The organism is Natrialba swarupiae, from assembly GCF_008245225.1.
Lineage (GTDB): Archaea > Halobacteriota > Halobacteria > Halobacteriales > Natrialbaceae > Natrarchaeobius > Natrarchaeobius swarupiae.
In genome coordinates, this window is sequence record NZ_VTAW01000027.1 from 18,618 (window position 1) to 40,565 (window position 21,948).

Here is a 21,948-nt window from a genome sequence, read left to right on the forward strand (position 1 = left end):
AGTCGTTAATCGACGACTATACTGACGTGTAACCAGCTCGAACGGCTCAGGAACTGTCGTTTGAGCCGCCTGAGATGCTCGGGGCGGTCCGCGAGAACCGAGCGAATAGGCCTCCGAGATGGCTGTCGACCCGGCAGATCTATGCGGACCATAACAATGGTAGTCAGTGGAATCCACCGGGACGTGGCATCCGTTTCCGCGGTTTGGCGGTCACTTCGGTGTGGTCGCCACCGGAAACGGCCACGAGAGACAACCATGAAACTCGCACTAATCGGCTTCGGTCAGGCAGGCGGGAAGATCGTCGACGAATTCCTCGCGTACGACGAGGCGATCGATGGCGGATTCGTCGAAACGGCGATCGCGGTCAACTCGGCAACGACGGATCTCCACGGACTCGAGCGAATTCCGAAACGGAACAGAGTCCTGATCGGTCAGGCACGCGTCAAGGGCCACGGTGTCGGCGCCGACAACGAACTCGGCGCCGAAGTTACCGAGGAGGACATCAGCGAAGTACAGGGCGCGATCGATCGCATCCCGATTCACGAGATCGACGCGTTCCTCATCGTCGCCGGGATGGGTGGCGGAACCGGCTCCGGCGGTGCTCCGGTCCTCGCGACACATCTCAAACGGATCTACACGCAACCGGTGTTCGGACTCGGGGTTTTGCCCGCAACCGACGAGGGTGGGATCTACACCCTCAACGCGGCACGATCGTTCCAGACGTTCGTTCGCGAGGTCGACAACCTGCTCGTCTTCGATAACGAGGTCTGGCGCGACGCCGGAGAGACGGTCGCCGGCGGATACGACCGGATCAACAAGGAAATCGTCGAGCGGTTCGGGCTGTTGTTCGCGGCCGGAGAGGTCCACCACGACGACCACGTCGCCGAGAGCGTCGTCGACTCCTCCGAGATCATCAACACGCTCGAGGGAGGGGTGTCGACGATCGGGTACGCACGCGAAACCGTCGACAACGCGGACGATGGACTCCTCTCGACGTTTCGGGAGACCGAGACGTTCGACGAAGGAACCGCGACGAACCGGATGACGAGTCTCGTCCGAAAGGCGACGCTCGGACGACTCACCCTCCCGTGTGACGTCGCAAGTGCCGACCGGGGACTGGTCGTCTCGACCGGCCCGCCGGAGCACCTAAATCGCAAGGGGGTCGAGCGGGGACGTCAGTGGCTCGAGGACGAAACCGGGAGCATGGAGATTCGCGGCGGCGACTACCCACGGCCGAACCAGGACGAAGTCGGAGCGATCGTCCTCCTGTCGGGCGTGACGGACGTCCCGCGAATCGACCAACTCCAGCAGGTCGCGATCGAAGCACAGGACACCACCGAGATGGTCCAGGCGAGAGCCGAAGAGGACCTCACCTCGCTAGTCGATACCGGCGGCGAGCTCGACGCTCTGTTTTGAACCACCACCGGTCGGTTCGGCACCCCCGTCGCTGACGAAGGTTTTCCGATCGCTCCCGTTGACGCAGTCGACAGCCGAGTCCGTAACCCTCCTCGAAAACGATTTTCCCCTTCTTCGAACGGTCGAGAACGTCGATAGCTGCCCACCGAGACCACCGCAAGTAGCGGGACCGATATCCGCCAGTACTGTTGGGACGACGTTCACCCTCGAGTGACACTCAAGAAACGAGAGCTTTCCATCGATGGAGAGAACATTCAGTTTGTAAAGACTGTTCAGCTGTAATGTCAATCACGGTAGCCCGACAATAACGAACTACGATATCGGTAAGCGTTGGGTCATGAGCGGCAAACGACGAACCAATCGAACCACGCAGTCGGCGATGCGTCGAGCAGTCAAATCGGTTCTTCTCCGAACGGACGGGGAAACGACGGTCGAGGAGTGTCGTCGGTGTGGAAAGACGATCGAAAACGCGACGGCGGATTGCCCGGTCTGTGGCTGTGACGATATCGTCACGTACCGAATTCAGTGACGAACTCGTCGCCTGTCCCCTCGAGTAGCTCGAATCGGTCGTCGCGTCGTCGCTCGAGCCAAGAGAGTAACCGGCCAGCCCACTCGAGTTTGCGCGCCTTGACCGGTCCGACGTCGGGATCGTCGAATTCCCATCCCGCGAACACGAGTCGATCGGCACCAAGATAGTCGGCGAGAAACGCCGCCCTGTCGCCGTCGGTGAACCCACCGACGTTTCGGACCGGGCCACGCGGTTTCGCCTGGGTCGTCGGAAGAACGTACTCGTCGTCACAGTCCGGAACGACCCGTCGAACGGCCGGAACGTTGTCGCCGTGAGCGTGAACCGCGACCGGGATCCTGCGTTCGGTGAACCGACGAACCGATTGGGGGTTTTTATCGAGATCCGTGACCATGCAGTCGACTTCGATTCCTCGTCGGTCGAGAACGTCGGCGGCGGTCGACGCCGCGAAGACGACGTCAGCCTCGCGTGCTCGCTCGAGTTCCGCGGCCGTCTCGAGCGACGGTGCCGCGCCGACGACGGCGACGGTTGCCCCTCGAGCCGCCGAGAGCTTCTCGAGGTCGAACGAGTCGGTCATCGACGCGAGGACATCGCGTGCTCGCTCGTCCGCCCCTCGATCGTACCCGAAATCGTCGACGATGGCCTCGTAGATCGGTTCCCACTCCTCGAACTCCATGGCGTCAGCGTTCGGGCTCGAGCGGTGAGTGTGTTTCCATCGGAGGTGAGAAAGGGACAAGTCTCCCCTGGGATGACGGACGTTCGGCCCAGGCCGACGGTCGGGACCACGAGCGAAAGTGAGCGGTTGATCGGAACCGTCGGGGGGCGTAGCCACTAATCGACGTAACTCCACAATAATTCCGTGTTGTGGGCCGGGAATCGCCTCCAAAGTACCCCTACCCGGGAGGCCGCCCGGCGTCCACTCCCCCATTTCGAAGCCTCCGTCATAAGCTTTCTCTTACTGCAGTACATTGTCGAGTTCGTCGAGTGGGAGCCTTCGAAACGGCTATTTCCCCTCGAGACGGCGTCTCCGCGGTCACCTGGTTGGGCGATCGCCGAAGGCCGATCCGATCAACGCGGCATCGCGTGTCTCGGCGACGTCATGCGTCCGTATGACGTGGACGCCGCGTTCGACGGCGAGCGGCGTCGCCGCCAGACTCGCGGGGAGGCGCTCGTCCGTTTCCCGGTCGACGACGTCGCCAAGGAAGTTCTTTCGGTTGATCGAGACGAGTATCGGCCGCTCGAGCGATCTAAACTCTCCAAGACGGCGAAACGTTTCCCGATCGTCCGCCAGGGTCTGTGCCTCGCTCCACCCCCCGAACGCGGGGTCGACGATCGTCTTCTCCGTGAACCCGTTCTGTTTCAATGCCTCGAAGACCTGATCGACGTAGTCCGCACGGTCGGCCCACCCCGGGGATTTTCGCGCCGCCCAGTCGGTCTCCCGAACAGCACCTGGGCGCTCGAGGTCGGGTGGGCTGGCCATCTTCACGACGGCGGCGTCGTGTTCGGTACAGACCGTCGGCATCTCGGGATCGGCGAACCCGCAGATGTCGTTGACCATGTCGAACCCCCGTGAAAGTGCCTCGTCTGCCACGTCCGCATAGCGGGTTTCGATCGAGAACACCGCGTCGCCGGAGACGCTCTCGATGGTCTCGAGGGCTACGTGAAGGCGGTCGAGTTCCTCCTCGGCAGAGAGGACGCCGAACCGTTTGTTGGCCGACTCGAGGCCGACGTCGACGATGTCAGCTCCTTCGTCGATCAGCTCCTCGTCGACGTATCGGGCCGCCTCACCGGGATCGTCGTAGACGCTCGGATCGTACGGCGACTCCTCGCTGACGTTCAACACGCCCATGATCCGGGGCGGATACTCGTCTCCGATACCGAGCCCGGCCGCATCGACGCTGTTCATACCTCGAGTGAGGAGAGCAGACGGAAAGGGGCCTCGATTGCGGCCATCGCCGCCATCGGAACCGATCGTCTCAGGGCGACCGCTCCGCTTCGAACTGACTGCTCATCCCGACACGCCGGGTGTGGATCGAATTTCCTCCGTACCAGTAACGTAAATCGCCCCGTCACGGTAGCACCCGGTGAGCCCCGTTCGGATCCAGAACCGGTCGTCGACGACGGCAACGGTCCGTTCCGTCAGTTCCGGGCGTTCGACGTACCCGCTCATCGTCGACGGTCCGGCGAACGCAACCTCCCCGACACCGCCGTCGGGTTCACCCGCTGTGTCTCCGACCATGGCAGCATCGCCACCCAACCCGCTTTCGTCCCCATCCCCGCCGAACTCGAGGAGCCGTGTCTCGACGTCGGGGAGGGTCGTTCCGAGCAGTCCCGACTTGCGGTGGGCAGTCGTCCTCCCGTGTGTGATTCCCGTCTCGGGTAACGCGTAGAGATGGACGACGTCCTCGTTTGCATCCGTTGAAGACTCCGCCGAATCCCCCGTCGTTGCCCGTGGTGACCGGATCGGGACGACGCCCTCGTCGACGGCCCCGAGTGACATGAGATCGCCGTACTGGGAGGGCGTCACGAACGTCCGATCGACGTCAGAAGACTCGAGCGCCGTGGAGATAGTCTCGGCGTCCCGACGGTTTACTGGTAGGTATTGCCCGCCCGAACGAATCGTCCCGTTCAATCCGTACGCGAGTTCGGTCGGATCCGTCGGACGAAGGGATCCGAGATGGGTTCGCGACTCACCGGAAAACGTTATCGACGATCCGACCGACGCACCAGCGTGCAAACTCGAGTGGGTGTGAGCGATTCCGACCGGTCCCCGTTCGTCCCGTCGTTCGTACGCGATCAGGCCGAGTTCCGTGCTCCCGCGACCGACGACGTCGATCCCGGTCCGTGACCCCGATCCGTTCATCCCCTCGTTATCGAGAAACGCCGACCAGTCGATCCCAAGCCCGCCATCGGAGTCGACAGTGATGGCGACGCGCAACTCGTCTACGTCGGCCAAGATTCCCATTATTCGGCGCTTGTCGACGACGAGCGCGGTACAGTTCGTCTCGGTCAGCGCCGCAGTAATGTCCTCGTCGTCGAAATTCGACGGAATGGTCACAGGAACGCAGCCGTTTCGAAGGACACCGTAGAACGCGATGGCGAACGTCCGTGGCGACGAGAGATGGATTCCGACCGCGTCACCGGCAGAAAGATCCCGCCGACGGAGTCCACCAGCGAACGCGTCAGTCGCCGACCAGAGCTCTGAGAACGTCATTGGCTCCGAACCGCCGATGGCGACGGCACGCTGGTTTCGCATTACCGTATCCCGAATCGATCGTACGAAGTTCGTCATCTGGTTGCGATCAGCGGTCGTGTTTGTTAAGCCCTCTCACTAAGTAGAACTTAATCGTCGGTTTTCTACCAGGAAATATAATCGATTATAGGAGCGTCCCAACAGCAACCGGACGGTCGCTACCGAGGACCGCTGTCGATCACTCGTCGTCGTCTCCGTTCTCGAGAACGGCGAGACGCGAGTCGCGTAACAGCACCTTCTTGACGATCGACGGGTTCTCGAGCAGGCGGTGTTTGGCGTGAGCACCGCGACCACGCCCACGACCCTCGCGTTCGGACTGGATGACGTTGAGGAAGTTTTGCTCCTGGAGAATCTCCTGGACCCGGCGTTCCGAGAGCACGTCGAAGTCGAGTCGGCGAGCGATCTCCTTGTACTGGTTGTAGATGATCTTCGTCGGAAACTCCTTTTGCGAGCTGTTTTCGGTCAAAATCGTCAGCGAGTAGAGGATCGCCTTCGCTTGCTGGGGGGAGCCTTCGATCAGTTCGTTGAATCGGTCGGCTTCGGTCTTCTCTTTCGCGTCGCGAACGTGTTCTGCCGTGACTCGGGTATCCGTCTGCTTTTTCGCGATTCGACCCGCGTTTCGAAGGATGTCGATCGCCTTTCGGGCGTCACCGTGTTCCTGGGCAGCGAGTGCAGCCGTAAGCGGAATGACGTCGTCCGCGAGGACTCCGTCGTGGAAGGCGTCCCGCCGTTTCTCGAGGATTTCGACCAACTGGTTCGCATCGTAGGGTGAGAAGACGAGTTCGTCCCGAGAGAGGCTGGATTTGACCCGCTCCGAGAGGTGATCCGGGAAGTCGATCTTGTTCGAGATGCCGATGATACCGATACTCGAGTTCGAGATACGGCGGTTCTCGCCCGCCCGCGAGAGTTTTCGGAGCACTTCGTCGTCTTCGAGCATATCGATCTCGTCTAAGATCACGATCGTGACGTCGGTACAGCGGTCGACGGCCTGCCAGAGGCGTTTGTAGTAGTCGCCGGTTCCGAGCCCCCGATCCGGAACGGAGACGCCGCTCTCGGCGGGTTCGTTGACGAGTTGGGCGATCGTCTTGATGATCGACGCCTCGGTGTTCTGTTCCCCGCAGTCGATGAAGGCGTACTTGACCGTGACGTCGTCGCGTCGGGCCTCCGAGATCACTCGTTTGGTGACCGACCGAGAGATGAGTGATTTACCGGTACCAGTCTTGCCGAAGATGAACAGATGGTTGGGTTCGCTCCCGAAGATAGCCGGGTTCAGGGCATCCGCAACCCGTTGCATCTGCTCGTCGCGGCCGACGATCCGGTCCGGGCCGGGCAGGTGCGTGATCTCGAGCAACCGCTCGTCGGCAAAAACCGGATCGTCGTACCGAAACAGCGGATCACGATCGTCGTTAGCGGACATTGCAGTGAACCGTGTCTTTCCCCCGGATTGATATAAATGTATAGGGATCTATCGCGGATGTAAAATGTGCACTGTAACGGCTGGAAACGCTGATTTCGGCCACTCATTGAAATAGGGCCAGAAGACCCACATCGCGCTTCTAACGGCGGCCGGTCTCGAGGATCGATCGACGGGCGGTCGACACCGACACCCCCGTCGCGGATGTAACTGGGGAGAGACCGGCGGATTCGGCGGAGACCGACTCGATCACATCGCTCATCCGGTTGACGGACCGATTTCGTCTCCCATCCGATAGCTACCGATGGGGGGCTGTCGGTCACCAACTGTCGCCGGATACCCCGTCTCCACCGACACTCGAATGTCAAGCGTCGCTCGAGGCCAACGAGGCGAGCCCAGTGGCGTTCGGTTTCGCACGAATCCGCCTGCGAGCGTCGATCGTCTCGAGAGCCAGAAACGGGGCCGTGCGATCACGACACCCACACCCCCGTCGCGGATGTAACGGAAACGGCCAGTGGGTGGTCGAGAAACTCGACAAAATCGATCGGTTCACGAAATTTCCGGGTCGTTTTTCATCCGCGACAGTGGTGTGTTCTCGACGAAAACCTTCACACGCAATCGGCGTTACAAACGCGACGGGGGTGTGTGTCCCGTACTGGCATCGATCGACCATCTACTCGCAGTCTCCATCTACTATCTATCGATACTCGGAGGCCGACAGTGGCGTGATCAACAGTGACACAACCCTCTAGTCTAGTTATCACTAGTTCTAGATTAGTAACTAGATTAGATAAATTATAAACAATAACTCGAGACGTAACCAACAACTAATGAACACCGAACCGATCACAAACCGCTACGGACCGACAAATCGAAACGGTAACAGACTGGCCGTCCCGAGGGTAAACCGAATGACCGAGCAGCCGTCAGCCGACGACCCATCGACTCGGTCGACGGCTCCTACAGTGGCGGTCGTCGACGCCCAGTCGCCAGGCAACGTCGGAACGATCGCTCGAGCGATGAAGAACTTCGGCTTCGAGGACCTTCTGCTGGTCGACCCGCCAGAACTCGATCCCGACGGCGAAGCGTACGGCTTCGCGGGCCACGCTCGAGAGGACGTCCTTCCGAACGCGACCGAGATCACGTTCGACACCCTCGTCGAGAACTATCACACCGTCGGATGTACGGCAGTTACCAACGAGGACGACCGCAGTCACGTTCGGTTTCCGTTCTCGACGCCGGCAGGCCTCGCCGATCGACTCGCGTCGGTCGAAACCCGAACCGCCGTCGTCTTCGGTCGAGAGCGTGTCGGTCTCACTAACGACGAACTGGCTCGTCTCGACGAGATCTGTGCGATCCCGGCGAACGCGGCCTACCCCGTCCTCAATCTCGGCCAGGCGGCCACAGTAACGCTGTACGAACTCAGAACGCTCACACTGGGCGACGAGGACACACAACTGCCGGACGTGGAACGCGTACGGGCCACACCGCCGACCGAGGATCGACTCTACGAACAGTGGTCGTCACTCCTCGAGGAACTCAACCACCCCGAGGAGAAACGCGAGAAGACCATGCGGATGATACGTCGCGTCTACGGGCGGGCAGACCTGACCGAGCGGGAAGCGAACACGTTCATCGGGCTCCTCCGTCGAGCGACCGAACGTCCCGACCTCGAGTGACGGTCGCCGGCATCGATCACTGCTCGAGAACGAATCGCTCGCCCGTCGCGGATATCCTGAGGTCGAACAGCTCGCCGATGAGGTTTATCGTGGGCTTCGAACGGGCCTGAGAGTTACAGTAGTAGTGTGAGAGCGCGTCGACGCTTTCGATCCGCGAGTTGAGCAGGTGAATGAACCGAAACACCTTCTCGAGTTCGTACGTGTCGATGATCTCCGAGAGGACGTCGAACTGGACGGCAATATCTCCGTCCGTCGTCTCGTGTTCGGCGATCACACGCGAGATGGTCTCACCGAGCCCTGCGATTCCGAGACCCTTGTCCAGTTGAACGATCTCGAGCGGGACGGACGCGATATCTACGTCCTCAACGCCGGCCAACGGATCGGTTTTCGTCGTCACGACGATCGTCTTCGCGGGCCACTCCTCGAGGCGACGGCCGAGCAACTCCAGACGGTCGGCGACGTTCATCGTCACCAGTATCGCAACGTCGTTGGGTGCGGTAAAATGGACTCGGGCGTTGTTCGCACCGTCACTTTCCGGCGGAGCGAGCACCAACACGTTACCGGTGCCACCGACTTCGTCCGTAACGTGGGCGCCAGTCTGTAGGAGTTGCTTTGCGTGTCCAAACAGATGATCCCTGAACGCCCTGACGGCCGCCGATTCGTCGTGGTCGAGCCCACTATCGTCGCAGTACGGACACCTCCAGTGCACCTGGAACCCATCCTTCGAGAGACGCTGGCGATGATGATCGACGAGATGATCCTGGATCGCAGAACGGATCTCGTTCCCGTTTCGAGACCAGACGACAAACTCACAGCGTCGACACCGCCAGTTGTACACCATGCGACTCGAGTTCCACTCGTTCGTTCACGCCGATATATATTATGGGCGTCACACGTCGGTCGATGCGTCGTACCGAGCTCGGACCATCCAGGGGTGAAGGTAGACGAACTCAGTGCGGTCTCGACGCCAGATCCACGGTTCAGTGGGCTACTCGTCCCGTTTGTCGGAGGACTGCTCGCGCTTTTTCCGCGTATAATCGGCCGGATCGGTTACGTACGTGAACTCGACGGAGTTCGTGACGGCCTCGCGAGACGGGCTAGACTTGACCCGCTCGAGGACGAACTCGGCTCGCCGCTTCGTCGCGGACGTGTCCGGTTCGTCACGGATCAACCGGCGCAGTCGCGACTCGAGCGACGGATCGCCAAGCTGGACGAGAGCTGTCATCGCGAACTTCGCCGTAATTTCGTCGGAATCGTCGAGCGCGCGGAGCAGACACTCCTGGACGTCCGCTCGGTGTTCGTCGCCGGCGATGCGGCCCAGCAACCACGTCCCGTTTCGCCGAACGTACTGCGGTGGGTTCCCGCTCAGTAACGTAACCAGTTGTTCGACGAGCGACGCTGTATCGCCCGTCGTGAGTTCGTCGGAGACAGCCTCCCGGATTTCGTGGCTTCTGTCCGACGGTGCGTTCGCGAGCAACTCCAGTAACGACCGCGCGGCCGTCCGCCTGACGAGGTCGCTTCGGTCCTCGAACGAGTCCACGAGGGCGGACACCGGCACCAAGTTTCCGAACCGACCGAGTTCACCGACCGCGATCACCCGAACCGATTCAGTGGACGAGCGGGTCGCCGGGATCAGTGCCTCGAGGGCATCCCGAGTTCCGATCTCGGCGAGCGCAGCGGCCGCCGCGCGCCTGACCTGTTCGCTCCGATCCGCGAGTCGATCCGCGAGTACGTCGACGGAGCGCGGATCGCCGATCGTTCCGCACGCTCGGATCGCACGCGTTCGAACCCGAAGGTCCGAGTCCGTACAGGCCTCGAGGAGATCGGGTATCGCGTTGTCGTCGTCGATTCGGCCGAGTGCTGCGGCTGCCAGCATTCGGAACTCCGGATGCTCCGCCTCGAGCCAGTCCGTCGTTCGATCGATCTCCGCCCACTCGGGAGTGTCGTCGATGCTCTCTCCCGCGAGATCCGCGACGAGTTGCTCGAGGCTGTCCTCGTCTCGGAGGTAGATCGCGTCGATGGCGGAGGCACGCACCGAATCGTTCTCGTCGTGTCTGGCCGTCCGGAGGAGAGCGCGCAGGACACGATCGCGATCGTCGTCGTTCGTGCTCGAGGCCAGGCCGCCGAGAATTTCGGCTGCCCGATATCGGATGATCGGCTTCTCGGAGCCAGTCAGATACTCGAGTAGCTTCAGCTCCTCCGAGTTACGTGCGAGTTCGTACAGAAACGTCGGATCTTCCTCTGACATTCGATCGATCATCGGCCGGCAGGCCGGAGACTCCACCCCGATGGGTCGACGACGAACACTCCTCGTCCCGTCGTACACACCACATCTCGTGAAGGGTACACACAGAAAGACATGTGTTCGTTTACATAACTGTTTGGGTTCCAACGCCGGCAGAGAGCCACGAAACGGGATCGGGGGGAACTGATACGCCTGTCTCGCTATAATATTTACTGGGTGGTCTGTGATACCATCGGTAACCGGATCTGCCGGGAGCGATCACGATCTCTCATACGGTTTACTGTACGTCAGTTCCGGCGCAACCGCGACCCGGGCGGCGGTTGCGCCGGTACATCGTTACAGGAATCCGTATCAACCGAGCAGGAAATCGTAGCAAACCGGATGGTCGCTCGATCGGGCGACGGGTCGAGTCGCCGTTTACGTGGACGGTGGACCGAGTCGTCGTTTACCTGGCCGGTGGACCGAGTCGTCGTTTACCTGGCCGATACGAGTTACCGGGAACGGTCGATCAGGGCGTTCCTGGCCCGCTCGTCGTCCCCGGAGCCGCCCGACGGAACTGGGCTGGCGACGTACTCGCCCGATTGCGTCGTCGCGCCGACCCATCCACAGTCCGAACACGCGAACAGCCCCTGCCCGTCGATCAATTCGCCACCGCAGTCGGGACACGTGTCCTCGCTTGCGTGTGCTCGATACACGGATTCCGTCCCGAGCGGCGTCGGCTGCTCGCCGGTTCGCAACGCCGCGATCGCCTCGTCGGTCGTGTACGTCTCCTCGCCGTCCGAGTGGGGGAACACCCCGACGAGCTCCTCGTCGACGTAGACCTCGAGACAGAGCAGCGGCGTGACGAGCAGTTCCGTCGTCTCGCCGGTAATCTGTGACGTGCTGGTTCGTTCTCGAAACGGTGGCCGGACGCTTACGCCCCGGCGCTTGGCCCACCGCTCGAACCGGTCGAACGTCTCGAGAACCTCGGCGTGTGGGCTCTCGGTCGACCGTTTCACCTCCTTGGGCCAGCTACGGAGCAACAGCTCGTCGATCGCCCTCTCCGACTCGCAGGCCTGGAGGGTCTCGACCTGTCTGTCGACCGGCTCGAGAAGCAGCGGCGCGCGAACGTGGCACACCGCGGTCACGTGGTTTCGTTCCCTATCGCTCATCGTTTCACCGTCCAGGTGGCCAACGTCTACTGTAATAAACATATTGCCGATCGTAATGATTGCAGCTCCCAGACCGGCCGGACCGTCGTCGGAACCGAAAAGAATGGACGTCGGAACTGAGGAGAATCGACGTTGGAACCGAAGAGAAACGACGGCGAAACCGATCGATCAGGCTCGGTTCTGGATCTCCTCGCGGAGCAACTCACTCACGAGGTCGCCGTCGGCTTTCCCGCGAAGTGCCCCCATACACTCACCCATGAGACCGGAGAACGCCTGCATTCCCTCGGCTTGGACCTGGCTCTCGTTGCGCTCGACGACCTCGACGACCGTCTCTCGCACGGCATCCTCGTCGGCCCCGCCGAGCCCCGCTTCGTCGGCCGCCTCCGCTGGCGTACGATCGGGGTCGTCGGCGAGTGCCGCGAGCAGATCGCCGACGCCCTCGTTGGGCAGGTCGCCATCTTCGACCATCCGGAGCACCCCGTTCAGGTGTCGGTCGGTCAGGTTCGCGACCGGAACGTCGTCCCGACGGAGTTCCGTCAGCGTGGACTCGAGGGTCGACGCCGCGAGGGTCGGATCGATACCGTCGGCGACGCACTCTTCGAACAGCGGCATGTACGTGCCGTAGGCGACCTGTTCGGCCAGTCCCGCACCGAGATCGTACTCGTCTTGGTAGCGTTCGACCTTCTCGGTGAGCAGTTCCGGTTCGGGTACCTCGCTCGGATCGGGTTCGACCGGCGGCACGTCCGTCTCGGGGTACATCCGCGCCGCGCCGGGGAGTGGACGCAGGTAGCGGGTCGTCCCGTCGTCGTTCGCACCGCGGGTTTCCTCGGGGACGCCCTCGAGTGCGGTCTCGGCGCGCTCGACGACGGCTTCGATGGCGGCCTCCGCGACGGGGGTCTCGTCGGCGACGATGGCGACGGCGTCCTCGGGATCCGCACCGACGGCTTCCCGCAGGTCCGCGACCTCCTCGTCGGTGACGCCGTAGGCCGGCAACTCGTCGGTGTGGAAGATACCACCCGCGCCGTGGCGTTTCGCGTGATCGGAGAACTCGGTTCCGAGGCGACGGTCGGGTGCGATCTCCCGGCCAACCTGTCCGTCGAAGCCGTACAGCGGGACGGCCATCACGGAGCCGCCCGAGTTGAGGGCACCTTGAATGACGCCGCTGTCGGTGTCCACGAAGACGTCAGTGACGTCCTCGGGTTCGCCAACTGTGGCTTCCTGCTCACCGAGTTCGTCGCGGATCGCGACGAGCTCGACCTGTCTCGCGACCTCGTTACGGACGATATCGTCGATGTCGTCGAGACTCTGGACGCCCTTGATCTCGACGCGTGCGCCCTCCTCGATCGAGACGTTGACGTCCTGGCGGATCGTCCCCAGGCCGCGTTTGACCTTCCCCGTCGAGCGCAGTAGCATCCCAATTCGCTCGGCCGCTTCGAGGGCCTGTTCTGGCGAGCGTATGTCCGGACTCGTGCCGATCTCGACAAGCGGAATGCCGAGTCGGTCGAGGCTGTAGCGCACCCCCGACTCCGTCTCCGCGACGCGCTGGGCGCTTTCCTCCTCGAGCAGGAGATCCTCGATGCCAACTGCGCCGTCGCTGGTCTCGATTTCGCCGTCCGTCGCGATGAGACTCGAGCGCTGGAAGCCGGTCGTGTTCGAGCCGTCGACGACGATCTTTCGCATAACCTGTGCCTGGTCGACGGGACGCATCTCCAGGAGCTGGGCGATCTCGAGGGTGGTCTCGAGGGCCTCCTCGTCGAGTTCGTGGGGCGGTTCGTCGTCTTCCTCGACGAGACAGGTGGAGTCGTACCCGAGATACTCGAACTCCCGGTCGACTTTGCTCTCCTCGACGGCGGCGGCGTCGAGTTCGCCCAGTTCGCTCCGGGTGGGGTGGAGATATCGGGTGAACGTCCGCGTCGCCTCCTCGGGTTCTCGGAGTTCGGTCGGACACTGACAGAACAGCTTCGTCGCCGTGTCGAGTTGCTGGTGGATCTCGAGTCCGGCGACGAGTCCGAGCGCATCGTAGTCGTACTCGGTCTCGGTCATTGGCGAGGACTCGGGGGCGGAGGGGTAAAAAACCGTCCAGTTGCGGTCGGGCGGCGAGCGGTTGGCTGTGTTCAGCGGTTGGCCATGTTCAGCGGTTGACCATGTTCAGCGGTTGACCATGTTCAGCGGTTGACCATGTTCAGCGGTTGGCTGTGTTCGGACGAGCGTACGGTCGAGTGAGCGGTTGGTTACGGTCTGGAGGGCGTTCTGGAACCGTCCGGTCGTGACGTCCACTCCGGTTTCGACCGCTCGAGGTCGATTTCGGTTACTCCCCAGCCTCCGAGTCGGGGTCAACACGGCGGTCGAGTCCATCGCTCTCCTGGCGCCGTTCGAGTGCGGCACGAACCGCCTCGAGCGTGGACTCTACCGTCGCTTCCCGCCCGCGTTCGCGACACGTTTCGTATCGCCGACGCCACGCGTCGCTTCTCTCGTCCCCGACGATCCGGTCGTCAGCCGCTCGTCGGTGTACGACGACGAGCGGATCCGCGTCTTCTATCGTCTCGAGTACGTGACGGCGTCCCGCGTCGGATCCGATCACGACGTCGGCGGCCACGGTCACGTCGGCGGCGCTGACTCGCTCCTCGAGTCGCGAGCGAACCGCCGGGGGCGGCGGCGAGAACGGATCGACCTCGAGAGACTCGACTCCGAGATTCCGCGCGGCTTCGGCTGTGATCCCGTCCGCGGGAACCGGTCCGATCGAGACGGAGAGATCGTCGACGTCGAGGCGAGCGAGAACGCCTGCGGCCGTCGTCCCCGTGCCCACTACGTGAACCGTGGGGGTCGTCGATCCGTCGCCACCGTCGGTTCGCCCGCTACCAGCGTCGACGTCCGTGGCTTGTCGATCGGGTAGCGCGGTAACGGTCGGCGTCCCCGTGATCGGATTCGGTGTGACCGTTGCGTTCGCGTGGAACGCCGCCGCGAGAGTCTCGCTCGTCAGGACGTCGGACGGTGAGCCGTCGGCATGGAGGGTCCCGCCGGCCAACATCACGAGCCGATCACAGTATCGGGCCGCCAGGTCCAGATCGTGGATCGCCGCGACGACCGTCCGGCCGTCGTCGACGAGTTCACGGACCAACTCGAGGGTTTCGATCTGGTGGTTGATGTCCAGACTCGCCGTCGGCTCGTCCAGCAACAGGACGGGCGTCTCCTGTGCGACGGCACGCGCGAGGACGACCCGCTGGCGCTGGCCGCCGCTGATCTCGTCGATCGGTCGATCCGCGAGTTCCGCGGTTCGGGTTCGCTCGAGGGCGTCTTCGACCGCGAGGCGATCGTCGGCCGTCGGCGGCGAGAACCGCGAGCGGTGGGGGTGTCGGCCCATCTCGACGACGTCGCGAACGGGAAACGAAAACGAAAGCGAGGTGTCCTGGGGGACCGCGGCGACGAGCCGACTCGACTCCCGTGAGGAGACGTCGTGAACGTCCGTTCCGCCGATCTCGATCGTCCCCGTTGTCGGCTCGAGCGCACCGCTAATCGCGCGCAACAGCGTCGTCTTCCCCGCGCCGTTCGGGCCGACGAAGCCGACGAACTCGCCGGGTGAGACGGAGAGGGAGACGTCCTCGAGCACCCGGAGCTCGTCGAAGGAAAGCGAGACGGTCTGGACGGTGATCGCGGCCGGCTCGGGCCCGGGGCGAGTATCCTGCCCGCTGTTGGGTGGCGACGTCATATCGCGTGCACCTCCCGTCGGACGAGCAAGAAGAGGAAGAACGGTGCGCCGAGTGCGGCCGTGACGATCCCGACCGGCACCTCGGCGGGTCCTGCGCGAGCGATCGTGTCGGTCGCGACCAGAAACGACGCGCCGGCGAGCGCACTCGTCGGGAGCAGGATGCGGTGATCCGGTCCGACGATCAGGCGCATGATGTGGGGGACGACGAGGCCGACGAAGCCGATGACGCCAGCGACCGCGACCCCCGCGGCGGTGACGAGACTCGAGAGCGCAAGCAAGAGGAGCTTGGTCCGTTCGACGTCGACGCCGAGGTGGTGGGCGTCCTCCTCGCCGAGTAAGAGGACGTTCAGATCACGGGCGTACGAGAGCAAGATGAGGACGCCGACGATGGTAAACGGGAGAGCGAATTGGACGTCGCCCCACGTGCTGTTGTGGAGGTGACCCATCATCCAGATCACGGCCTGTCGGAGGTCGTCGCCGCTGTGGACCAACATGTACGAGATCATCGCACCGAGAAAGGCCTGGACGGCGACGCCGGCGAGTAAGAGCGTTGCGACCGGCGTTCGACCGCCGTCGGTCGCGATCGCGTAGACGAGAAACGCGGTCGCGAGCGCGCCGACGAACGCCGACAGGTGGAGGCTCCCGAACGGAACGAGCGCCGGAAACGCGATCGCGGCCACCGCACCCGCCGCCGCGCCGGAGGAGACGCCGATGATCGACGGATCCGCGAGCGGGTTCCGGAAGAATCCCTGCATCACCGTTCCCGCGGCGGCGAGTGCACAGCCGACGATCGCCGCGAGGACGATCCGCGGCAGGCGGATGCTGGCAACGATCGTCTGGTGGGTGTCGGGCACGTCGAACGAAAACACGGGGACGTACTCGAGTCCCGGAACCGGAACCTGCCAGCCGACGACGGGGACCGTCGTCGCACTCTGTGTGATGACGTCGGTCGGAATCACGAGCGCGTTGAGCATCGCCTTGACGACGGTCACCGGCTCGATTCTGACCGGACCGAGTGCAGCGCTAACGACCATCATACCGAGGAGGACGACGAGCAAGCCGACCGTCCACGTGATCGTGCGGGTCGGCGAGAGCATACACACAACCCCGGTTGCAGTAGCCAAATATTTGTTGAAGTACGTGGTCGTACGTGTGATGGGCAACCTACGCACAACGCTGCTCACCGCGCTGCTCGTCGTCGGAACGATCGCGTTCGCGACGGGTGGTGTGGCCGCGGCCGGCGAGGTCGGTGCGATCGCTACCGAACCGACCGCATCGACGGGCGTCGCGACGCAGGCGATCGACGCCGATTGCGAGTACCCCCTCGAGCGAACCGACGCCCGCGGAGAGACGATCGAACTCGCTGACGAGCCCGAGGCGGTCGTCGCCCTCTACCCGGGCGACGCACAGCTCGCCTACCAGATCGGTGCCGAAGACCGCGTCGTCGGGATGCCGATCGGTCCCTACACCGACGACCTCGAGGGAGGCGACCGGACCGACATCACCGGCGACGATGGGGTGACGCCCGTCGCCGAAGAGATCGTCGCACTCGATCCGGACGTCGTGCTCGCGGCGAACGTCGCCCTCGCGGACGAGGAACTGGTCGACCAGCTGGAAGACGCCGGGATTCCGGTGTACGTTCTCGACACCGCCACGTCGATCGACGACGTTCGCGAGAACGTCGAGACGACCGGCGAACTGACCGGCGAGTGCGACGGTGCCGAGGAGGCCCTCGATCGGATGGACGACCGCCTCGCCGTGATCGAAGACGCGCTCGCAGACGAGGAGGAACCGCTCGCCTACTACGTCAGCGACGATCAGGGAACGACGCCCGGAACGGAGACGTTCCAACACGAGGTGCTGACGACCGCCGGACTCGAGAACGTCGCCGAACGGGCCGACATCGAGGGCTGGCAGGAGATCAGCGCCGAGGTCGTCGTCGACGAGGATCCGGCGTGGATCGTCTACCCCGACTGGACCGACGAGCCGCCGATCGCAGAGAGTATCGAGGAGACGACCGCTTACCAGGAGGGGAACGTCGTCGCCGTCGACGACGACGCGATGAGCCAGCCCGCCCCGGGGATCGTCGACGTGATCGTCCACCTCGTCGAGACCGTCCACCCCGACGTCTACGCCGAGATCGAGAGTGATCTCGAGTCGATCGACGAAGTCGACTCGAACGACGACGGCGAGACCGACGGCGACGGGGCGTTCGCGATCCCCGGATTCGGCGCCGCCGCCGCGGTAATCGCACTCCTCGCGTTCGTCGCCGTGCGGACCCGATCGGACTGATCGCTCGACGGCGATCGACCACTATCAGGTCCGGTATCGACCACCATCCGGTTCGTGACCGATCGCTGTACGGTTCGTGACCGACCCATTTCGGCCCCGCGGAGGGGAGGAACTCGAGCGTCCCGTTTTGAAAAGGGTTTACTCGTCGGCCTGTCGAGATGAACACATGGTCGAGAACGTCATCTGGCCCGCCTATCTCGATGCGGAGCGCTCGCGGACCGAGGGACGACGCGTATCGGAGGATCTCGCGGTCGACGAACCGACGGTCGACGAGATCGCCAAGGCCGTCCAACAGATCGGATACGACGCCACGATCGAACGCGACAAAGCCTACTCGAGGGAGCCGTGGGCCGACCGCGGTCGCGTCGTCGTCCGGGGTTCGGACGACTCCTCGAAGAACGACCTCGTCCAGGCCGTCGCGGCGTACGTCGTCGCGATGCGAGAGTGATGCGCCGGGTTGGCACCGTCGTCCGGACGGCCCAGGGACTCGCCGTTCTCCGTGTCGACGACACGGACGACCCGACGAACGCCGACGATGGCGGCGACTATCGGGACACGATCGGTACGATGGTCCTCGACGACTCGCTCGAGGAGGTCGGCCGCGTCGTCGACGTCTTCGGCCCCGTTTCCCGACCGTACCTGGCGATGACGCCCGACGACGACGTTCACCTTCCCGCGCTGGTCGGATCGACGCTGTACGCGAGGTAAGCGTCGGTGGCCTCCCTCTCCCGACCCGGGAACTCGAGAAGAAAACACCCATAGGAACGGGGTGCAAACGCGGGTCCATGAACCACCGGACGCGGATTCTCGCGGCCATCGGGGTGACGCTGGTGCTCTTTCTCGGCGTCCAACTCGGCGCGCTCGCGTTGATCGAGCCGTTCCACGAGTCCGAACGCCACGCCGTCGACAACCCCGAGGATCCGACGAACAGTTTTCTCTACTTCGGAATTATTCTGGTCGCGACCGTTCTGATGCTCGCAGCGTTCAAGTACGACCTTCAGTGGATGATCCGCGCGCTGATCGTCGGCGTCAGCGTGATGCTCGCCTGGTTCGTCTTCACGGAGTTGATCCCGCCGGTCGTCACCGCCGGACCGGCCAACGTCCTCGCCGTCCTCGCGGCCCTCGGGGTGGGGATCGCGCTGCTCGTCTACCCAGAGTGGTACGTCATCGACGCCTCGGGGGTGTTGATGGGCGCCGGTGCAGCCGCGCTGTTCGGCATCAGCTTCGGACTGCTCCCCGCGATCCTCCTTCTGTCCGTCCTCGCGGTCTACGACGCCATCAGCGTCTACGGCACCGAGCACATGCTCGACCTCGCCGAAGGGGTGATGGACCTCAAGATCCCGGTTATCCTCATCGTGCCGATGTCGCTTTCGTACTCCTATCTCGCGGCGGGAACGACCGACGACGTCGTCGAGGGCGACTCCGAAGAGAGCCAGGATTCTGCCACAGCGCCCACTGAGGGGGGAGCTGACGACGAGATGGTCCCGGAACCCGGTGACGCCGACTCGAGCGGGTCCGACTCACACCACGCCGAGTCCGACTCGGAGTCGGATGCGGACGACGGCGTCGACCGCGACGCGTTCTACATCGGGCTGGGTGACGCGGTCATCCCGTCGATCCTCGTCGTCAGCGCCGCGTACTTCATCGACGTCGGCACCCTCGAGGTGCCGTGGATCGCGCTCAACATGGCTGCACTCGGCGCGCTGGTCGGGACGCTCGCGGGCCTGCTCGTGCTCATGTACATGGTCGTCAAGGGACGTCCACACGCCGGATTGCCGCTTCTGAACGGCGGTGCAATCGGCGGCTACCTGATCGGGGCGACCGCGAGCGGCCTCTCGGTGGTCACCGCGCTCGGGCTGTAACCGCCGAACTCGCCGGGGAAGCGATCCTGGTCGGTCGGATGGTCTCCTTATGCGTCGATGATCTCCGCGTCGACGTCGTCGCCGTGTTCGATCGCTCCGATCATCGCATCGATTCGATCGATTTCGGCGTCCGCGTCGAGTATCGGGACGTCCGGGAACGCGGCGGTGATCACGAAGTGGTCCCCGTCGCGGTCGGGCTGTGAGATATCGACGAACACGTCGACGTCGTCGGTTCCCTGGAACGTCGCCTCGCCCTCGAACGTCTCGACCGTGATCGTCTCCCCCAGCATCTCGACCGACCGACGCGCCGTCGGCTCGCTGTCGATCTCGAGTTCCTCGTACTGGCTCTGGACGCGTCCGACGATCTGCTCGGGAGTCAGCTCACCGATCGGGTTGAACTGTTCGTCGCCGATCGAAACCTGTGGCGTCGTGAGAACGCCGAAGACGCCCGCCTCCGTCTCGTCCTCGTCGAAGATATCGAGCGGAACCTCGACCGTTCGCCGATAGGTGCTGGCGTAGTTTCTCGTCTCGACGAGCCCACGGGCGACGTCGTGTTCGCGGACGACTTCTCGGGTCCCCTGGTACTCGTATCCGGTTTCGGCCGTCGACTGTTGAGAGACGACGGCTGGCGAGGCCGAAAACGTGGTGACCTCCTCGAGGGTCTCCTCGAGACACCCCGCCGTCGCGCCGACACAACACGTCGCGATCGTCGCAACGAACAGCCGCCGGTCCATACGCCGCCGACCACAGATCGGCGCATAAGTACCGACCACACATTCACCCGCCGACGAATGGTAATCACCGGCTCCCGTGAGTATACGGGCTGCTTACCGCCTTTCTTCGACTCGTTACTCCTCCGAGGGAAGCCGGTAGCTCGGCCCCTCGTCGGTGTCCTGGATCTCGATTCCCATCGCCTCGAGTTCGTCTCGCAACTCGTCGGCACGTTCGTAGTTGCCGTCCCCGCGCTCGCGTTCGCGGACGTCGAGGACGAGTTCGACGACGTCTCCCGCCAGATCCGCCGTCCCGGTCGTCTCGCCGACGAACGAGAGTCCGAGCACGTCGCCGAGTTCCTCGAGGCTCTCGACCGCGCGCCGAAGCCCCCGGTAGTCGTAGCCGCCCTCGGCCCTGCCGTCGTCTCCCGCAGCGTCCGCTGGCTCCTCTACGTGGCGGTTGATCGCCGTCGCGATCGAGAGCAACGCCGACTGTGCCTCGCGCGTGTTAAAGTCGTCGTTCATCGCGGCCGTGAACGTCTCGCGAGCGTCCGCGACCGCCGTTCGAAGCTCCTCGTCCTCGAGTTTGGTCCGCGCCGCCGGCGCGTCCAGTCTCTCGACGGCCGAGTCGTAGGCCCGCTCGAGGCGTTCCCACCGTTCCTCGGCTTCGGCGATCGTTTCGTCGGAGTAGAGCTGTTTGCTGTTGTACGACCCCGCTGTCAGGAACGTCCGGAGGACGTTCGTTCCCCACTGTTCGACTGCATCCGCGACCGTGACGAAGTTCCCCAGACTCGAGGACATCTTCTCGTCGTCCATCTGGAATAACTCGCAGTGGAGCCAGTAGTTCGCGAACACCTCGCCGGTCGCGGCCTCGGACTGGGCAATCTCGTTTTCGTGGTGGGGGAAGACGAGGTCCCGCCCGCCGACGTGGAGATCGAGCGTCTCGCCGAGGTGAGTCATACTCATCGCCGAGCACTCGATGTGCCAGCCCGGTCGGCCCTCGCCCCACGGCGAGTCCCACGTCTGAGCCGTCGTGTGGGCACACTCGAAATTGACGCCGTCGTGTCGGTGCTCGAGGACTGCCTTCTCGTCGACCCCGCCAGCCTTCCAGAGCGCGAAGTCCGCCGGATTGCGTTTCTCCGTTCGTTCGTCCGGATCGCCCTGGGATTCGATCTCCTCGAGTTCCTGATTCGAGAGCTTGCCGTAGTCGTCGAAACTCGTCACGTCGAAGTAGACGGATCCGTTGGATTCGTAGGCGTAGCCCTTCTCGACGAGCGTCTCGACGAGATCGACGATCTCGGGAACGTGTTCGGAGACGCGCGGATAGACCTCCGCGCGCAGGAGGTTCAGCGAGCGCATATCCGAGAGTGTGCGCTCGATGTACGTCCGTGCGACTTCGCGTTCGTCCTCGCCGAGGTCGTCCTCGCCGACGCGGGCGACGATCTTCTCGTTGATATCCGTAAAATTCTCGACGTGACGAACGTCGTAGCCTGTGTACTCGAGCCACCGGTGCATGACGTCGACGTGGACCCACGAGCGGGCGTGGCCCAGGTGGGGCGGATCGGAGACCGTCAGGCCACAGTAGTACAGGAGGACGTTATCGGGATCCTGTGGCTCGAACGGCTCCGTCTCGCCCGTCAACGTGTTCGTCACGTGTAGGGTCATTACGCCATCTTACCCCCGGACTGTAGTTA

19 protein-coding genes and 1 pseudogene are annotated in these 21,948 nt (G+C 63.5%); 7 read left to right on the plus strand and 13 right to left on the minus strand.

The window, feature by feature from the left end:
• Positions 1–255 precede the first annotated feature (255 nt).
• Complete coding sequence (locus FYC77_RS16400) at positions 256–1,416, plus strand: tubulin/FtsZ family protein (RefSeq protein WP_149082575.1); 1,161 nt, start codon at positions 256–258, stop codon at positions 1,414–1,416.
• Here FYC77_RS16400 and FYC77_RS16405 read toward each other — a convergent pair.
• The gene (locus FYC77_RS16405) at positions 1,378–1,704 is read right to left on the minus strand and encodes a hypothetical protein (RefSeq protein ID WP_149082576.1); all 327 of its coding nucleotides are present in this window, start codon (positions 1,702–1,704) and stop codon (positions 1,378–1,380) included. The genes FYC77_RS16400 and FYC77_RS16405 overlap by 39 nt on opposite strands.
• A gap of 49 nt (positions 1,705–1,753) precedes the next feature.
• Between FYC77_RS16405 and FYC77_RS16410 the strand changes: the two genes are divergently transcribed.
• On the plus strand, positions 1,754–1,945 hold the full coding sequence (locus tag FYC77_RS16410; protein WP_149082577.1) for a hypothetical protein: 192 nt from the start codon (positions 1,754–1,756) through the stop codon (positions 1,943–1,945).
• Here FYC77_RS16410 and FYC77_RS16415 read toward each other — a convergent pair.
• The 4 genes and pseudogenes from FYC77_RS16415 to FYC77_RS16430 all read right to left on the minus strand — a co-directional run bounded on the left by FYC77_RS16415 (position 1,926) and on the right by FYC77_RS16430 (position 6,612).
• Entirely contained in the window at positions 1,926–2,618 is a 693-nt protein-coding gene (locus tag FYC77_RS16415; protein WP_149082578.1) for a 6-hydroxymethylpterin diphosphokinase MptE-like protein, read from the minus strand. The two genes, FYC77_RS16410 and FYC77_RS16415, sit on opposite strands and share 20 nt — an antisense overlap.
• Positions 2,619–2,987: 369 nt before the next feature.
• Positions 2,988–3,848 (minus strand): annotated as a pseudogene (gene folP, locus FYC77_RS16420) (dihydropteroate synthase); the annotation flags it as partial.
• A 102-nt stretch (positions 3,849–3,950) separates the two neighbouring features.
• Positions 3,951–5,234 (minus strand): AMP-binding protein, encoded by a 1,284-nt coding sequence (locus FYC77_RS16425; RefSeq protein WP_149082579.1) that lies wholly within the window; start codon positions 5,232–5,234, stop codon positions 3,951–3,953.
• A gap of 139 nt (positions 5,235–5,373) precedes the next feature.
• A complete protein-coding gene (locus FYC77_RS16430; RefSeq protein WP_149082580.1) occupies positions 5,374–6,612 on the minus strand; it encodes a Cdc6/Cdc18 family protein in 1,239 nt (412 codons plus the stop codon).
• 908 nt (positions 6,613–7,520) lie between these two features.
• Here FYC77_RS16430 and FYC77_RS16435 point away from each other — a divergent pair.
• Positions 7,521–8,288 carry an RNA methyltransferase gene (locus FYC77_RS16435; RefSeq protein ID WP_149082581.1) on the plus strand — a complete coding sequence of 256 codons (768 nt, stop codon included), beginning with the start codon at positions 7,521–7,523 and terminating at the stop codon, positions 8,286–8,288.
• A gap of 16 nt (positions 8,289–8,304) precedes the next feature.
• On the opposite strand, the gene FYC77_RS16440 is transcribed toward FYC77_RS16435, so the two are convergent.
• From FYC77_RS16440 to btuC, 6 genes are all read right to left on the minus strand, one after another.
• Positions 8,305–9,129, minus strand: coding sequence for a DUF7504 family protein (locus FYC77_RS16440; RefSeq protein WP_149082582.1), 825 nt, complete (start codon positions 9,127–9,129; stop codon positions 8,305–8,307).
• Between the two features lie 147 nt (positions 9,130–9,276).
• Complete coding sequence (locus tag FYC77_RS16445) at positions 9,277–10,536, minus strand: HEAT repeat domain-containing protein (RefSeq protein WP_149082583.1); 1,260 nt, start codon at positions 10,534–10,536, stop codon at positions 9,277–9,279.
• A gap of 488 nt (positions 10,537–11,024) precedes the next feature.
• Entirely contained in the window at positions 11,025–11,684 is a 660-nt protein-coding gene (locus tag FYC77_RS16450; RefSeq protein ID WP_238387012.1) for an HTH domain-containing protein, read from the minus strand.
• A gap of 168 nt (positions 11,685–11,852) precedes the next feature.
• Complete coding sequence (gatE, locus tag FYC77_RS16455; protein ID WP_149082584.1) at positions 11,853–13,727, minus strand: Glu-tRNA(Gln) amidotransferase subunit GatE; 1,875 nt, start codon at positions 13,725–13,727, stop codon at positions 11,853–11,855.
• Between the two features lie 265 nt (positions 13,728–13,992).
• Complete coding sequence (locus tag FYC77_RS16460; RefSeq protein ID WP_149082585.1) at positions 13,993–15,390, minus strand: heme ABC transporter ATP-binding protein; 1,398 nt, start codon at positions 15,388–15,390, stop codon at positions 13,993–13,995.
• Positions 15,387–16,487, minus strand: a complete 1,101-nt coding sequence (gene btuC, locus FYC77_RS16465) for a vitamin B12 ABC transporter permease BtuC (protein ID WP_149082586.1) — start codon at positions 16,485–16,487, stop codon at positions 15,387–15,389. The genes FYC77_RS16460 and btuC overlap by 4 nt, the downstream gene beginning before the upstream one ends.
• A 58-nt stretch (positions 16,488–16,545) precedes the next feature.
• On the opposite strand from btuC, the gene FYC77_RS16470 reads away from it, so the two are divergent.
• The 4 genes from FYC77_RS16470 to FYC77_RS16485 all read left to right on the plus strand — a co-directional run bounded on the left by FYC77_RS16470 (position 16,546) and on the right by FYC77_RS16485 (position 19,544).
• The gene (locus FYC77_RS16470) at positions 16,546–17,682 is read left to right on the plus strand and encodes a PGF-CTERM-anchored ABC transporter substrate-binding protein (RefSeq protein ID WP_149082587.1); all 1,137 of its coding nucleotides are present in this window, start codon (positions 16,546–16,548) and stop codon (positions 17,680–17,682) included.
• Between the two features lie 166 nt (positions 17,683–17,848).
• Positions 17,849–18,130, plus strand: coding sequence for a signal recognition particle subunit SRP19 (gene srp19 / locus FYC77_RS16475; RefSeq protein WP_149082588.1), 282 nt, complete (start codon positions 17,849–17,851; stop codon positions 18,128–18,130).
• Positions 18,130–18,390, plus strand: a complete 261-nt coding sequence (locus tag FYC77_RS16480; RefSeq protein WP_149082589.1) for an H/ACA ribonucleoprotein complex subunit GAR1 — start codon at positions 18,130–18,132, stop codon at positions 18,388–18,390. Before srp19 ends, FYC77_RS16480 begins: the two co-directional genes overlap by 1 nt.
• Before the next feature lie 77 nt (positions 18,391–18,467).
• A complete protein-coding gene (locus FYC77_RS16485) occupies positions 18,468–19,544 on the plus strand; it encodes a presenilin family intramembrane aspartyl protease PSH (protein WP_149082590.1) in 1,077 nt (358 codons plus the stop codon).
• A 47-nt stretch (positions 19,545–19,591) separates the two neighbouring features.
• Here the strand turns inward: FYC77_RS16485 and FYC77_RS16490 are convergent, their stop codons facing one another.
• Together FYC77_RS16490 and cysS are read right to left on the minus strand one after the other, a co-directional pair.
• On the minus strand, positions 19,592–20,278 hold the full coding sequence (locus tag FYC77_RS16490) for a DUF6517 family protein (protein ID WP_149082591.1): 687 nt from the start codon (positions 20,276–20,278) through the stop codon (positions 19,592–19,594).
• 114 nt (positions 20,279–20,392) lie between these two features.
• A complete protein-coding gene (gene cysS, locus FYC77_RS16495) occupies positions 20,393–21,919 on the minus strand; it encodes a cysteine--tRNA ligase (protein WP_149082592.1) in 1,527 nt (508 codons plus the stop codon).
• Positions 21,920–21,948: the final 29 nt, after the last annotated feature.

Excerpts from the sequence above, each read along its gene's own strand:
- FYC77_RS16410 (WP_149082577.1), top strand. The coding sequence starts at position 1,754 with ATGAGCGGCAAACGACGAACCAATCGAACCACGCAGTCGGCGATGCGT.
- FYC77_RS16430 (WP_149082580.1), bottom strand. The coding sequence starts at position 6,612 with ATGTCCGCTAACGACGATCGTGATCCGCTGTTTCGGTACGACGATCCG.
- FYC77_RS16435 (WP_149082581.1), top strand. The coding sequence starts at position 7,521 with ATGACCGAGCAGCCGTCAGCCGACGACCCATCGACTCGGTCGACGGCT.
- FYC77_RS16450 (WP_238387012.1), bottom strand. The coding sequence starts at position 11,684 with ATGAGCGATAGGGAACGAAACCACGTGACCGCGGTGTGCCACGTTCGC.
- FYC77_RS16480 (WP_149082589.1), top strand. The coding sequence starts at position 18,130 with ATGCGCCGGGTTGGCACCGTCGTCCGGACGGCCCAGGGACTCGCCGTT.
- cysS (WP_149082592.1), bottom strand. The coding sequence starts at position 21,919 with ATGACCCTACACGTGACGAACACGTTGACGGGCGAGACGGAGCCGTTC.
- gatE (WP_149082584.1), bottom strand. The coding sequence starts at position 13,727 with ATGACCGAGACCGAGTACGACTACGATGCGCTCGGACTCGTCGCCGGA.
- FYC77_RS16485 (WP_149082590.1), top strand. The coding sequence starts at position 18,468 with ATGAACCACCGGACGCGGATTCTCGCGGCCATCGGGGTGACGCTGGTG.
- srp19 (WP_149082588.1), top strand. The coding sequence starts at position 17,849 with ATGGTCGAGAACGTCATCTGGCCCGCCTATCTCGATGCGGAGCGCTCG.
- FYC77_RS16490 (WP_149082591.1), bottom strand. The coding sequence starts at position 20,278 with ATGGACCGGCGGCTGTTCGTTGCGACGATCGCGACGTGTTGTGTCGGC.
- FYC77_RS16470 (WP_149082587.1), top strand. The coding sequence starts at position 16,546 with ATGGGCAACCTACGCACAACGCTGCTCACCGCGCTGCTCGTCGTCGGA.
- btuC (WP_149082586.1), bottom strand. The coding sequence starts at position 16,487 with ATGCTCTCGCCGACCCGCACGATCACGTGGACGGTCGGCTTGCTCGTC.
- FYC77_RS16425 (WP_149082579.1), bottom strand. The coding sequence starts at position 5,234 with ATGACGAACTTCGTACGATCGATTCGGGATACGGTAATGCGAAACCAG.
- FYC77_RS16445 (WP_149082583.1), bottom strand. The coding sequence starts at position 10,536 with ATGTCAGAGGAAGATCCGACGTTTCTGTACGAACTCGCACGTAACTCG.
- FYC77_RS16460 (WP_149082585.1), bottom strand. The coding sequence starts at position 15,390 with ATGACGTCGCCACCCAACAGCGGGCAGGATACTCGCCCCGGGCCCGAG.
- FYC77_RS16440 (WP_149082582.1), bottom strand. The coding sequence starts at position 9,129 with ATGGTGTACAACTGGCGGTGTCGACGCTGTGAGTTTGTCGTCTGGTCT.
- FYC77_RS16415 (WP_149082578.1), bottom strand. The coding sequence starts at position 2,618 with ATGGAGTTCGAGGAGTGGGAACCGATCTACGAGGCCATCGTCGACGAT.
- FYC77_RS16400 (WP_149082575.1), top strand. The coding sequence starts at position 256 with ATGAAACTCGCACTAATCGGCTTCGGTCAGGCAGGCGGGAAGATCGTC.